The sequence below is a fragment of the Pseudarthrobacter siccitolerans genome, from assembly GCF_001046895.1.
In the GTDB taxonomy this organism is placed as follows: Bacteria; Actinomycetota; Actinomycetes; order Actinomycetales; family Micrococcaceae; genus Arthrobacter; species Arthrobacter siccitolerans.
In genome coordinates, this window is record NZ_CAQI01000028.1 from 1 (window position 1) to 13,027 (window position 13,027).

The 13,027-nt window shown below is 65.7% G+C and carries 11 protein-coding genes; 7 read left to right on the top strand and 4 right to left on the bottom strand.

Going from position 1 to position 13,027, the window contains the following annotated elements; translation table 11 throughout:
- The 5 genes from ARTSIC4J27_RS02455 to ARTSIC4J27_RS02475 all read left to right on the top strand — a co-directional run.
- Positions 1-1,047: MFS transporter (locus ARTSIC4J27_RS02455; RefSeq protein WP_050053632.1), on the top strand; the 1,047-nt coding region annotated here is incomplete at its 5' end.
- A gap of 59 nt (positions 1,048-1,106) precedes the next feature.
- Positions 1,107-1,856 carry an SDR family oxidoreductase gene (locus tag ARTSIC4J27_RS02460; RefSeq protein ID WP_050053633.1) on the top strand — a complete coding sequence of 250 codons (750 nt, stop codon included), beginning with the start codon at positions 1,107-1,109 and terminating at the stop codon, positions 1,854-1,856.
- Between the two features lie 42 nt (positions 1,857-1,898).
- Complete coding sequence (locus ARTSIC4J27_RS02465) at positions 1,899-2,843, top strand: 2-hydroxyacid dehydrogenase (protein ID WP_050053634.1); 945 nt, start codon at positions 1,899-1,901, stop codon at positions 2,841-2,843.
- Entirely contained in the window at positions 2,840-3,610 is a 771-nt protein-coding gene (locus tag ARTSIC4J27_RS02470; protein WP_050053635.1) for an SDR family oxidoreductase, read from the top strand. Before ARTSIC4J27_RS02465 ends, ARTSIC4J27_RS02470 begins: the two co-directional genes overlap by 4 nt.
- Complete coding sequence (locus ARTSIC4J27_RS02475) at positions 3,610-4,671, top strand: L-idonate 5-dehydrogenase (RefSeq protein ID WP_050053636.1); 1,062 nt, start codon at positions 3,610-3,612, stop codon at positions 4,669-4,671. The genes ARTSIC4J27_RS02470 and ARTSIC4J27_RS02475 overlap by 1 nt, the downstream gene beginning before the upstream one ends.
- A 55-nt stretch (positions 4,672-4,726) precedes the next feature.
- On the opposite strand, the gene mmsB is transcribed toward ARTSIC4J27_RS02475, so the two are convergent.
- From mmsB to ARTSIC4J27_RS02495, 4 genes are all read right to left on the bottom strand, one after another.
- Entirely contained in the window at positions 4,727-6,019 is a 1,293-nt protein-coding gene (gene mmsB, locus ARTSIC4J27_RS02480; protein WP_050053637.1) for a multiple monosaccharide ABC transporter permease, read from the bottom strand.
- A 3-nt stretch (positions 6,020-6,022) separates the two neighbouring features.
- The gene (mmsA, locus tag ARTSIC4J27_RS02485; protein WP_050053638.1) at positions 6,023-7,552 is read right to left on the bottom strand and encodes a multiple monosaccharide ABC transporter ATP-binding protein; all 1,530 of its coding nucleotides are present in this window, start codon (positions 7,550-7,552) and stop codon (positions 6,023-6,025) included.
- A gap of 112 nt (positions 7,553-7,664) precedes the next feature.
- Entirely contained in the window at positions 7,665-8,795 is a 1,131-nt protein-coding gene (gene chvE / locus ARTSIC4J27_RS02490) for a multiple monosaccharide ABC transporter substrate-binding protein (RefSeq protein WP_407681110.1), read from the bottom strand.
- 393 nt (positions 8,796-9,188) lie between these two features.
- A complete protein-coding gene (locus tag ARTSIC4J27_RS02495) occupies positions 9,189-9,797 on the bottom strand; it encodes a TetR/AcrR family transcriptional regulator (protein WP_050053640.1) in 609 nt (202 codons plus the stop codon).
- A 182-nt stretch (positions 9,798-9,979) separates the two neighbouring features.
- Between ARTSIC4J27_RS02495 and ARTSIC4J27_RS02500 the strand changes: the two genes are divergently transcribed.
- Both ARTSIC4J27_RS02500 and ARTSIC4J27_RS02505 read left to right on the top strand, forming a co-directional pair.
- Positions 9,980-11,248 (top strand): hypothetical protein, encoded by a 1,269-nt coding sequence (locus ARTSIC4J27_RS02500; RefSeq protein ID WP_050053641.1) that lies wholly within the window; start codon positions 9,980-9,982, stop codon positions 11,246-11,248.
- Between the two features lie 5 nt (positions 11,249-11,253).
- Positions 11,254-12,867 (top strand): amidohydrolase, encoded by a 1,614-nt coding sequence (locus ARTSIC4J27_RS02505; RefSeq protein ID WP_050053642.1) that lies wholly within the window; start codon positions 11,254-11,256, stop codon positions 12,865-12,867.
- The last annotated feature ends 160 nt before the right edge of the window (positions 12,868-13,027 follow it).

Genomic DNA, 13,027 nt, shown 5'->3' on the forward strand with positions numbered 1-13,027 from the left:
GTCATCCTGCTGATCAGCGTGGCCACGGCCGGCATCGGCCTGCTGCCTCCTTACGCGGCCATCGGCGTCGCGGCCCCCATCCTGCTGGTGCTGCTGCGCATGCTGCAGGGCTTCTCAGTTGGCGGCGAAGCCGCCGGCGCCATGACCTTCCTCGCCGAGCACGCCTCTGAAGGCAAGCGCGGCATCATCACCTCCTACGCGCAGATCGCCTCCTTCGCAGCACTGCTCACCGGCACCCTGGTGGCCTACTCCATGTCGCCGTGGCTTACCCAGGCAGCGATCGACGGCGGCGGGTTCGGTGCCTTCGCCTGGCGCATTCCGTTCCTGGTGGCCATCCCCATGGGCGTCATCGGCTGGTACATCCGCAAAGCGATCAGCGACACCCCGAACTTCGAGAAGCTCAAGGAAGAGGGCGGGCTGTCCAAGAACCCGCTCAAGGAAGCCTTCGCCTCCGCTGAGCACCGCCGCGCCATGCTGCTGGCCCTGTTCATCCCGCTGATGAACGGCTCCGGCTACTACGTCCTGTTCTCCTACATGCCCACGTTCCTCAAGGGCAAGCAGCTCAACTTCACCATCGGCGAGGCCCTGCTGGTCACCGCCTGCAGCCTGGTGGTCATCTGCATCGCCATCCCGTTCATGGGCGCCCTCTCTGACCGGGTGGGCCGCAAGAAGGTCATCGCCGGTTCCGCCATTGCCATGGCCGTCCTGGGCATCCCGTCCTACGCCCTGATCGCCACGGGCGAGATGGCCCTGGCTATCCTTGGCGCCAGCATCATGGCAGTGGTCTTCGCCGGCCACACGGCAGTGATCCACATCCTGATCGTGGAACTCTTCCCCACCCGCGTCCGCTACTCCGCCTACGGCCTGGGCTACAACATCTCCTCGGCACTCTTCGGCGGCACCGCCCCGCTGCTGATGACCTGGCTGATCTCGTCCACCGGCAACATCTACATGCCCGCCTTCTACGCCGTGATCACCGCACTGGGCACGCTCGCCGCCGTCAGCACGGTGAAGGACCGGGCGCACCTGCCACTCCGCGACGCCTGACCCTCCCGAAACTTCAACAACCAGTGCAGCCCCGCGCTGCACCCCCATAGGAGCCATCCGTGACTTTTTCTGACTACTCCACCGCCCTCGTCACAGGGGCATCCACCGGGATGGGCGCCGCGATCGCGGAACGCCTGGCCAAGCGCGGACTCACCGTGCACGCCGTGGCCCGGAACGAGGACCGCCTGAAGGAACTCGCGGACAAAACCGGGGCAGTGGCCCACGTGGTGGACCTGACGGACACCGCGGCGCTGACTGCCGCCGTCGGAAGCCTTGAAGTGGACGTCCTGGTGAACTGTGCCGGGGTCTCCCGGCCCGGCAATATCCTGGACTCCAGTGAAGGCGACATCGACGAACTCATCGACGTGAACCTCCGCGGTCTGCTGCAGCTGACCCGGCTGGTGCTGCCGGGCATGGTGGAACGCGACCGCGGGCACGTCATCAACGTCAGCTCCATCGCCGGCACGTACAACTTCTACGGCCACACGGTGTACCACGCCACCAAGGCCGCGGTGCACCAGATCTCCCGCCAGCTCCGCAACGACACCGTGGGCAAGCGCATCCGGGTCACCGAGATCTGCCCCGGGCGGGTGGAGACGGAGATCTTCGGCCGCAACATGGGCGGCACTCCGGAGGCCATGGAGGAGGCGTGGAAGACCTACTACGAGGGCTACGAATCGCTTACCACCGATGACATCGTCAACGCCGTGGATTACGCCATCGAAACACCCCGGCACGTAAATGTTGGCATGCTTGAACTCATGCCCACGTTCCAGGTGCCCGGCGGCCTTACGTTCGACCGGCGCTAGCCACCGCCCCGCCAACCAGTTCCACCGATTGATAGGTTCCCGATGCAAACAGTCCGCACCGTCAGCTTCCCCGACCAGCAGCTCCTCGACGATCTCTCACCCCTGCCCGCAGGGCTGCGGGGAGCGGTCTGGGACCTGGAGACGGAACCCGACGGCGGGACGCTGGCTGAGATCGACGGCGTCATCCTGCCGTACATCGGCGCCGGCGCGGTGCTGGGGTCCCTGTCCAAGGTGGAGCAGCTGAAGTTCGTCCAGACGCAGTCCACCGGGTACGACGGCGTCATTGAGGCTGCCGGCCCCGCGGCCGGCGTCGCGAATGCCTCCGGAGTCCACGCGGCGGCGACGGCGGAGCTCGCGATCGGCCTGATCCTCGCCAAGCTGCGCGGCATCGACCAGGCCGTCCGGGACCAGCAATACGGACTGTGGCGGCCGGAGCGGCGGCAGTCGCTTGCGGACCGCAAGGTGCTGCTGGTGGGTGTTGGCGGGATCGGGCACGAGATCGCCCGCCGGCTCGAGCCCTTCGAAGTCACCATTACCCGCGTGGGAAGCTCGGCCCGGACGGATGAGCACGGCCAGGTGCACGCGTCCTCGGAACTGGCCGCGCTCGCCGCCTCGCACGACATCCTGGTATCGGTGCTGCCCCTGAATGAGCACACCCACCAGCTGATCGGCGAAGAGGTCCTGGCTGCCCTGCCGGACGGCGCCCTGGTGGTGAACGTGGGCCGCGGTTCCGTGGTGGACACCGCTGCGCTCACCAAGGAAGTCCTCTCCGGACGGCTGCAGTGCGCCATCGACGTGGTTGATCCGGAGCCGCTGCCTGAGGACCACCCGCTCTGGTCTACCACCAACGCCCTGATCACCCCGCACGTGGGCGGCAACGCCTCGGCGTTCCAGCCGCGGATCCTGAAACTCCTCCGGAAGCAGCTCGACGCGCTGGCCGCCGGCAAGACTCCGGCCAACCTCGTCCAGGCAGGTCCGTTCGCATGAGCTCACTTTTCGACCTGACGGACCGGGTTGCCCTGGTCACCGGTTCCAGCCGCGGGATCGGCAACGCGCTGGCAAGGGCATTGGCCGACGCCGGTGCAACAGTTGTGCTGAACGGCGTCAATGAGGAGCGGCTCAAGGACGCCGCGGCGGCGATGGCTGCCGATTTCCCGCCCGGGCGGGTGCACAGCGTGGCCTTCGATGTCACGAGTGACGCCGAGGCGGCCCGAGGTGTTGCCTGGGTGGAAGAGCAAGTGGGGCCGCTGGAGATCCTGGTGAACAACGCCGGGATCCAGCACCGGGTGCCCATGCTGGACCTGGATGTGAAGGACTGGGAACGGGTGATTTCCACCGACCTGACCAGCGCGTTCCTGGTGGGCCGGGAGGCGGCCCGCTTCATGATCCCGCGCGGGCACGGCAAGATCATCAACATCTGCTCGGTCCAGACGGACCTGGCCCGCCCCACCATCGCACCCTACATTGCGGCGAAGGGCGGGCTGCGGAACCTGACCCGCGCCATGACCGCGGAGTGGGCGGCGTCCGGGCTGCAGATCAACGGCATCGCGCCGGGCTACATCCACACCGAGATGACGCAGAACCTGGTGGACGACGAACAGTTCAATTCCTGGATCCTGGGCCGCACCCCGGCCAACCGGTGGGGAACCGTGCGGGACCTCGCCGGCCCTGCCGTGTGGCTGGCTTCCAGCGGGTCTGACTTCGTGAACGGCCAGACCATCTTCATCGACGGCGGAATGACGGTGGTGGTCTGATGTCCCTGGATACAGCACTCCCCATCACCGGCCCGGCTGTAGTGGCCCATGCCGCCAACGATCTGCGGATTGATGAACTGACCCTGGCCGCTCCGGCCCCGGACGAGGCCGTGATCGAGGTGCACTACGGCGGCATCTGCGGCTCGGACCTGCACTACTGGCTGCACGGCGCCGCCGGCGAATCCATCCTGAAGGCACCGCTGGTGCTGGGCCACGAGATTTCAGGGACTGTGGTCCGTGCCGCTGCTGACGGAACCGGCCCGGCCGCGGGCACACCGGTGGCGGTCCACCCGGCAACCCCCGGCCCCGGCGCTGCCCGCTATCCGGAGGACCGGCCCAACCTTTCGCCTGGCTGCACGTACCTGGGCAGCGCCGCACGGTTCCCGCACAAGGACGGCGCGTTCAGCCGGTACGTGAACCTGCCCACGCGGATGCTGCGGACGCTGCCGGGCAGCATCGACCTGCGCACTGCCGCTCTGATCGAACCGGCCTCCGTGGCCTGGCATGCGGTGGCGAGGGCCGGGGACGTGGCGGGAAAGTCCGCGCTGGTGATCGGCAGCGGCCCCATCGGCGCGCTCGCCGTCGCCGTCCTGAAGCGGGCCGGCGCAAGCCATATCACCGCCGTCGATATGCACAACAAGCCGCTGGAAATCGCCAAAGCCGTGGGGGCGGACCAGGTGATCACCGCCGGTGACGCCCAGGCGATCGCCGCCGTCGAGGCCGACGTCGTGATTGAATCCTCCGGCAACCACCATGGCCTGGCGGCCGCCATCCAGGGCGCCACCCGCGGCGGGACGGTGGTGATGGTGGGGCTGCTGCCCACCGGGCCGCAACCGGTGCTGATCTCCCTGGCAATTACCCGGGAGCTTGAGCTGAAGGGCTCGTTCCGGTTCAACGACGAGATCGACGACGTCATCGCCGCCCTCGCCGACGGCTCGCTGCACATCGAGCCCGTCATCACGCACGAATACCGGGTGGAGGACGCGCTCGAGGCCTTCGGCGTAGCCCGGAACTCCGCGGAATCCGGGAAGGTCCTGCTTAGCTTCGGCGCCAAGGCCTAGGAAGCATAAAAGCCCAGCTACCGGACACTCCCGGCAGTTGGGCTTTTATGTGGCGTCAGACGGATTCGGAGGCCTTTGCCGGAACCGGAGCGGCTGGCTCCTTAGGTGCCGCTGCCTCAGTGGTGGCCGGGGGAACCGGCTTCTTCTTGAAGCGGCTGGTGATGCTGGTGCCGCCGCCGGTGCGGTTCTTGTTGAAGATGTCGAACCCTACGGCGAGCAGGAGGACCAGGCCCTTGATGAGCTGCTGGTAGTCGGTGCCGAGGCCCAGGATGGACATGCCGTTGTTCAGCACGCCCATGATGAGGCCACCGATCATGGCGCCGGCCACTGTGCCGATGCCGCCCTGGACCGCAGCGCCGCCAATGAACGCAGCGGCGATGGAGTCCAGTTCGAAGCCTGTGCCGCCGGCCGGTTGGGCCGAGTTGAGCCGGGCGGTGAACACCAGGCCGGCCAAGGCTGCCAGGACGCCCATGTTGACGAAGAGCCGGAACGTAACGGCTTTGGTCTTGACGCCGGACAGTTCGGCGGCGTGCAGGTTTCCGCCGATGGCGTAGGTGTGCCGGCCGAAGACGCTGTTATTCATCAGTGCGGTGTAGGCGATCACCAGGACGGCCAGCACAATCAGGACGATCGGCGTACCGCGGTAGCTGGCCAGCAGGAACGTGATGATCAGCATAAGGAGGGCGATGAAGGTGGTCTTGGTGGCAAACCAGGCCATCGGCTCGTTCTCGAGATCGAACTTCCGCCGGATCCGGCGTTCCTTGAGCGCCTGGATGAGCAGCGCCACTGTGGCGCCCACGCCAAGGATGACCGTCAGCCATTCCAGCACCGAGTTGCCGCCGGAGATGTCCGGAAGGAAGCCGCCGCCCAAAGCCCGGAGCTCTGCGGGGAACGGGGTGATCTGCTGGTTCTTTAGTGTGATCAGGGTAAGGCCGCGGAAGATTAGCATGCCCGCCAGCGTGACGATGAAGGCCGGGATCCCCACGTAGGCGATCCAGTAACCCTGCCAGGCGCCAACGAGCGCTCCCACCAGGAGGCAGGCGGGGATGGCGAGCCACCAGGCCCAGCCCCAGTGCACAATCATCACGCCGGCAACCGCCCCGATGAACCCGGCGATCGAACCCACCGATAGATCGATATGGCCGGCGATGATGACCATAACCATGCCAATGGCGAGGATGAGGATGTAGCTGTTCTGGACCACCAGGTTGGTGACGTTTTGGGGTTCCAGGAGGATGCCGTTGGTCAAAACCTGGAACAGCAGGACGATCAGGATCAGGGCAACGAAGATGCCAACCTGCCGCAGGCGGCTTGTCAGGAAGCCGAGCGATTCTCGTAAGGCGGACATGTCCTATTCCTTCTCTTTGGTCATGTAGTGCATGAGGGTTTCCTGGGATGCTTCGGCGATGGGAACCTCGCCAGTGACGTGGCCGGCTGAGAGGGTGTAGATCCGGTCGCAGATGCCGAGGAGTTCAGGCAGTTCGGAGGAAATAACGATCACCGCTTTTCCCTCGGCCGCCAGCTTGGCAATGATGGTGTAGATCTCGAATTTCGCGCCGACGTCGATACCCCGCGTGGGTTCGTCGAGGATCAGGACGTCCGGGTCCGAGAACATCCACTTGCTGAGCACCACTTTTTGCTGGTTTCCGCCGGACAGTTTCCCGGTGATGGCGGCCACCGACGGCGCCTTGATGTTCATGCTCTTCCGGTAGCCGTTGGCGACGATGGTTTCCTGGTTCTTGTCCACCCAGCCGCCCTTGACCAGCTTCCGCAGGGCCGCCATGGAGATATTCCGCTTGATGTCCTCGATGAGGTTCAGGCCGTAGAGCTTCCGGTCTTCGGTGGCGTACGCGATGCCGTTCTCGATTGCATGGGACACGGTGGACGTGTTGATTTCCTTGCCGTACTTGTAGACCTTCCCGGACATCGCGGTCCCGTAGGTGCGCCCGAAAACGCTCATGGCCAGCTCGGTCCTGCCTGCGCCCATCAGGCCCGCGAGGCCAACCACTTCGCCCTTGCGGACGGACAGGCTCGCGTTGTGCACCACCATCCGGGAGTGGTCCTGGGGATGCCTGACGGACCAGTCCTCGATCCGGAGGACTTCCTCGCCGATCTGGGGGTTCCTGTCCGGGTAGAGGCTTTCCAGGTCCCGGCCCACCATCCCGCGGATGATCCGTTCCTGGGTGATCTGGCCTTCATCCAGGCGAAGGGTCTCGATGGTTTTGCCGTCGCGGATGATGGTGACGGCGTCCGCCACCTTGCGGATTTCGTTGAGCTTGTGGCTGATGATGATGCTGGTGATGCCCTGGCCCTTCAGGTGGAGTATCAGGTCCAGCAGGTGTCCGGAATCCTCGTCGTTGAGGGCCGCAGTGGGCTCGTCCAGGATGAGGAGCTTGACTTCCTTCGACAGTGCCTTGGCGATTTCCACCAGTTGCTGCTTGCCCACGCTGATGTGCTGGACCGGAGTCACCGGGTTTTCGTCCAGGCCCACCCGGGCCAGCAGTTTCGCGGCCTCCAGGTTTGTTTTCCGCCAGTCCACCCAGCCGTTCTTTGCCTGCTCGTTCCCGAGATAGATGTTCTCGGCGATCGAAAGGTAGGGGCTCAGGGCGAGTTCCTGGTGGATGATGACGATCCCGCGCTTCTCGCTGTCATTGATCCCGGCGAAGTTGCAGGGCTCGTTTTCGAAGAGGATCTCACCGTCGAAGGAGTTGTGCGGGTAAACGCCGGACAGCACCTTCATGAGGGTGGACTTTCCCGCGCCGTTCTCACCGCAGATGGCGTGTACCTCGCCCCGGTTGACGTCCAGGGTGACGTCCTGGAGGGCTTTCACGCCCGGAAAGGTTTTGGTGATTCCCCGCATTTGGAGAATGGGTGTGTTCATCGTCAATTCCCACTGACTGGTTGAAAAACTTGACCGGCCTGCGGCTGCAGGGGTCCTACGGGAAGGGGTTGCGGCCAGGCCGGGATGGCCTGGCCGCAACCGACGCAGATGGTTACTTGACGTCGGCGTCTGTGTAGTAGCCCGAGTCGATGAGTTCCTTCTTGTAGTTGTCCGCCGTGATGATCACGGACTTGAGCAGGTACGCGGGAACTACCTTGACCTTGTTGTCGTAGGTCTTGGTGTCGTTGACCTCAGGCTCCTGGCCCTTCAGGACGGCGTCAACCATCTTTACGGCCTGGGAACCCAGCTGGCGGGTGTCCTTGAAGATGGTGGAGTACTGCTCGCCGGCGATGATGGACTTCACGGAGCCCTTCTCCGCATCCTGGCCGGTGACAACCGGCAGGTCGCCCTTGCCGTAGCCGCCGGTGCTGGTCAGTGCAGAGATGATGCCGATGGAGAGGCCGTCATAAGGCGAGAGCACGCCGTCGAGCTTGGTGCCGGAGCTGTAGGCGGCCGTGAGGATGTCCTCCATGCGCTTCTGCGCAACGGGGGCCTGCCAGCGCAGGATGGCTGCCTGCTCGAATTTGGTCTGGCCGCTGGGCACCTTGAGGGTGCCGGCATCCATGTACGGCTTCAGGGTGTCCATGGCGCCGGTCCAGAAGAAGTTGGCGTTGTTGTCATCCGGGCTGCCGGCGAAAAGCTCGATGTTGAACGGGCCCTTGCCGTCCACCTTTTTCCCGCTGGCGTCCACGAGGCCAAGCCCGGTCAGCAGGGACGTAGCCTGCTGCACACCCACCGTGTAGTTGTCGAACGTGGTGTAGTAGTCAACGTTCGGGGTGCCGTTGATCAGCCGGTCGTAAGCGATGACCTTGACGTTCTGTTCCTTAGCCTTGGCAAGGACGTCGGTCAGGGTGGTGCCGTCGATGGCGGCAATGATCAGCGCCTTGGCTCCCTTGGTGAGCATGTTTTCGATCTGCGATACCTGGGTGGGGATGTCGTCGTTGGCGAACTGCAGGTCGGTCTTGTAGCCCAGTTCCTTCAAGGACTTTTCCACGTTCCCGCCATCGGCGATCCAGCGTTCGGAAGTCTGCGTGGGCATCGAGATGCCCACCAGGGAGTCGCTGGGATTGGCCGAGGCCCCGGCCCCGGATTCAGTCGCTCCGCCCCGGGAGCCGCAACCTGTGGCACCCACAGTGACTGCGAGGGCGACTGCAACGGCGCCCAGGAGTTTCCTAATTCTCACAACTTTCTCCTTCCGCGGAGGTTGTCCGCGAAGTGGTGCTGGGCCGGTAAGCATCTGCGCTTGCCGGCAGGTAATGCAATAAGGGGTGGGGCTTTGAAAGCCGGACCCGCGGTTCGGGAACTCGGAAGGAGCGGTCTGCCCGGCGGTGCAGGAGGCACTCCAGGACAGTCCGCCTTTATTTACTTGTTAGCGCTAACAGGAAACGGTACGTCAGTGTCAATTGTGAGTCAAGTCACTAGGGTATAGGGCATCCGGCAAAGGCGGGCCAAGCAGCGGAGCTATGGCCCGCCCTGGGCTACTCGAAGCTTAACGGAAGAGTCGCGACGGCGGATCATGACGATCTGGCCGTTCGGCGGTTCGTGGATCGTCGGGGCGCCCGAGCAGGGTGCCGAGTCACCCCGCGGCTAGCCGCATCCGAAGCGATTCAAGAAGCAGTTCAAGCCCGGTCTCGAAGGCCTTGTCGCTGCGTGCCCGGCCATGCCCGGAGGCTTTGACCAGCCGGGACAGGGTGGCTGCGGATTCGGTCGGCGCCCACACGTCGTCCGGCGCAGCAAGGTCCAGGCCGGCGCCCAGCGAAAAGGAATCGATCACCGAGATGATGGTCAGCACGTCCCCGTCCGGGAAGCCGCCGGCAACCAGTGCCGAGGCCATGCGTTCGTAGGCGCTGATCACCCCGGGGTCGGTGATGGTTTTGCCAACGATGAGCGGCACCACAAACGGATGGGCCGCGTACATTTCCCGCTGCCCGCGCACAATCATCGAAACGGCCTCATCCCAGCTCACATCCTCAGGCACCTCCGGGATCGATTGGGCGCCCAGCCGCGCGCGCATCAGTTCGACGATCTCGTCCCGCCCCGAAACGTGGTTGTACAGGGATGAGGCGGTGACGCCCAGGCGGCGGGCCAGGGCATTTACGCCGAAGCCGGCCCCTTCATCCACCAGTTCGATGGCGGCATCCGCGATGCGGTCCACGGAGAGGATCGGCGTGCTGGGCCGTGGCATGGAGCTCCCTTCGTCAGATGCCAGTCTAGGGACTCTTCCCTTTGACGCAGGTCACATGCATAATAAAACGAACGCCATTCGTTTTAGCGGGAACTGCCGGACCGACAGCAGGCAGGCCAGATGCAAGGAAGCATCCGGCGGAGTCCCACAACCCGCGCCATATCTTATTCAAAGGACAACCAATGACCCAGGCAGAATCCCAGCGGCTTCCGCTGACCATCAAACGTGCGGTCTCCACCTTCGGCATCGGCGTGGTGGGCTTCATGAGCGCGAACCTGGTCCCGTTCATGATCCTCGCCATCCAGGATTCGCTTGAGGTGGGAGCCACGGAGGCGGGAACGCTGATGACGGCCTGCCTCCTGGCCACCGCCCTCGCGTGCCTCGCCGTGACCCGCTTTACCGAAGGCCGCGGACGCTACCTCGTGGCCCGGCTGGGGCTGCTCTTGACGGCGGCCGGCTTCGGTCTCGCCGCCCTGGACCTTGCACCGGCCGCAGTGATCACCGGAATTATCGCCGGCGGCATCGGGGCCGGCGGCGCCGTCGCCTCCGGCGGGGCTGCATTGGCCGCACTGCGCAATCCGAACCGCGCCTCCGGCATCAGCGGACTCGCGAACCGCGCCATCGTCACCGTTGTCCTGGCCATCATTCCTGCCGTGGGCATCGGGATGGGGAGCGCCTTTGGTTTGGTGGCGGGGCTGGCCCTTGCGCTGCTGTTCACTGCCGGGTGGCTGCCCATGGCGGAGGAACGGGCGGTCCCTGAGGGTGTGCCGCACGCGTCATCAACGGACAGTACGACGACGGCCGTTGCCGCCGCGGACGCTGTCAGCACCAGGACCATCACCATCGCCGGCTTCGCCTTGCTGTCGATCTTCGCCCTTTGGGCGATAGGCGAGGACTCCCTGTGGGCGATGTCCGGAGCCATCGGCGTGGCCCAGGCCGGGATGACGGAGGAACAGTTGGGGCTGGTGCTGAGCGCGTCCACCGGCGGCGGCCTGCTCGCCGCCATCGCACTGATATTCCTCGGAACCAGGCTGGGCCGGGCCCTCCCGCTGGGCATCCTGCTGGCGCTCGGCGCAGCGTTGAAGCTGACGGCCTGCCTGACTACCGACTCCACCACCTACCTCGTCACCATGATCGCCTGGAACACCGTGTACGCAGTCGCCTTTATGTACTTCATCGCCACCGCCGCAGCCCTGGACGCCAGCGGCCGCTGGTCCGGCCCCGTGCTGGGGGTGTACCTGGTGGGATCCAGCTTCGCACCGATGTTCGGAGCCTGGATCGGTGAGGCGTTCGGCTTCCCCGCGCTGGGCTGGGTCCTGGCCGGCTTCAGCCTGGTGCTCCTGGTTCCCGCAGTCCTGATCGCCCGGCTTTCCTCCCGGGTGGAGGCAGTGAACACCGCTAAAACCTCCAACTCACCCGATATCGCCACCATCCGAACTGCAGGAGTATAAAAGCCATGACCGAGCTGTACCGCAATGCCCGCGTCTTCACCGCCGACGAGTCGGCTCCCTGGGCTGAAGCGTTTGTTGTCGACGCCGGCAGGCTCACCCACGTTGGTACCAACGCCTCCGCCCACGAGGCCGCAGGCTCCACCGCGGAGGTCATCGACCTTGGCGGCCGGCTGGTGCTGCCGGGATTCATCGACGCCCACACCCACGTGATGATGCTCGGGGAGGCGCTGGGGAAAGTAGCACTGACCGACGCGCGTTCCCTGTCCGAGATCCAGGAACGCCTCAGCGCCGCCCGGGCAGCGGACCCCGGTGTGCAGCGGATCCTCGGCAGGGGCTGGCTGTTCGATTCCCTGCCCGGTGCCCCCACCGCAGCCATGATCGATGAAGCGGTGTCAGATGTGCCCGTCTACCTCGATGCCAACGACTACCACTCATGCTGGGTGAACCGGGCCGCCTTGAAAGAACTTGGCATCGGCCGCGACACCCCGGACCCGCTCGGCGGGCGCATCGGCCGCGACAGCCAGGGCGAGCCGGACGGAATGCTGTACGAGACTGCCGCGCAGCAGTTTGTCTGGCCGTTCCTGGGGGAGGTGACGTCGGACGCTGACCGGGATGCCGCCGTCGAACGTTCCCTCGCGGCCTATCTCGCCGCCGGGGTGACCGGTGCAGTGGATATGGCATTGGGCGAACTGGACCTGGCCGCTTTCCGGCGGGCCGCGGAACGGCGCGGCGGGAAGCTGCCACTTCGCATTGTGGCGCACTGGTTCATCCACAACACCGGCGATGAGGCGGAAAACCTGGCCCAGGTGGAACGCGCCGTGCTCCTGGCGCGGGAGGTCAACACGGAGTGGCTGCGGGTGGCCGGCATCAAGTTGGCGCTCGACGGTGTGATCGATGCCTGTACCGCGGCCATGAACCGGCCCTACGCGGACGGCTCCCAGGCCGGGCCCATCTGGTCGCCGGAGCAGCTCGGACCCGTAGTGGCAGCAGCCGATGCTGCCGGACTGCAGGTGGCCCTGCACGCCATCGGGGACCACGCCAGCGATATTGCCCTGGACGCACTGGAACACGCGGCGGCAGTGAACGGACCGCGCCACCGCCGGCACCGGATCGAACACCTCGAATACACCTCGCCGGAAACACCCGCGCGGATGGCCCGGCTCGGCGTGACCGCCTCCATGCAGCCCGTCCACGCCGACCCTGCCATCTACGGCAACTGGGTGGCGATGCTCGGCGACGACAGGCCGGACCGCAGCTTCGCCTGGCCCGAATATGTGGCAGCAGGAGCCCTCCTGGCGTTTTCCACCGACGCTCCCACCGCACCCTACGATGCCCTGCAGAACATGTTTGTGGCCGCCACCCGGAAGTCGGCGCTGGACCCGTCCTATCCGCCGAACAACCCGCATTTCGCCCGGCCCCTGGCCGAAGCGATCGGGCACGCCACCCGCGACGCCGCCGCTTCCGTGATGGAGGAGGACCGGAGGGGCCGCCTGGTGGCCGGCCTCGCCGCGGACTTCGCGGTACTCGACGCTGATCCGTTCGTGCACGGGGAGGAATCGCTGCTGAACGCGCGCGTGCTGCGCACCGTGGTGGCGGGCCGCACGGAGTACCTCGCCTGACGCGGCGCTGCGCTGTTCCCGCTACTCCACCGTGAATTCGCCGGAAAGCTGCCGGGACGCCGGAACGCTTCAGCGTCCCGGCAGCGTTCCGGCGATTTGGATGCTGCGCAGGGGAGTGGACGACGGCGGGAAGTCCCGCCGTCGTCCGCGTCCGCGGGGA

Coding starts and splice junctions, on each gene's coding strand:
- ARTSIC4J27_RS02465 (WP_050053634.1), top strand. CDS start 1,899: ATGCAAACAGTCCGCACCGTCAGCTTCCCCGACCAGCAGCTCCTCGAC.
- ARTSIC4J27_RS02470 (WP_050053635.1), top strand. CDS start 2,840: ATGAGCTCACTTTTCGACCTGACGGACCGGGTTGCCCTGGTCACCGGT.
- ARTSIC4J27_RS02475 (WP_050053636.1), top strand. CDS start 3,610: ATGTCCCTGGATACAGCACTCCCCATCACCGGCCCGGCTGTAGTGGCC.
- mmsB (WP_050053637.1), bottom strand. CDS start 6,019: ATGTCCGCCTTACGAGAATCGCTCGGCTTCCTGACAAGCCGCCTGCGG.
- mmsA (WP_050053638.1), bottom strand. CDS start 7,552: ATGAACACACCCATTCTCCAAATGCGGGGAATCACCAAAACCTTTCCG.
- ARTSIC4J27_RS02495 (WP_050053640.1), bottom strand. CDS start 9,797: ATGCCACGGCCCAGCACGCCGATCCTCTCCGTGGACCGCATCGCGGAT.
- ARTSIC4J27_RS02500 (WP_050053641.1), top strand. CDS start 9,980: ATGACCCAGGCAGAATCCCAGCGGCTTCCGCTGACCATCAAACGTGCG.
- ARTSIC4J27_RS02505 (WP_050053642.1), top strand. CDS start 11,254: ATGACCGAGCTGTACCGCAATGCCCGCGTCTTCACCGCCGACGAGTCG.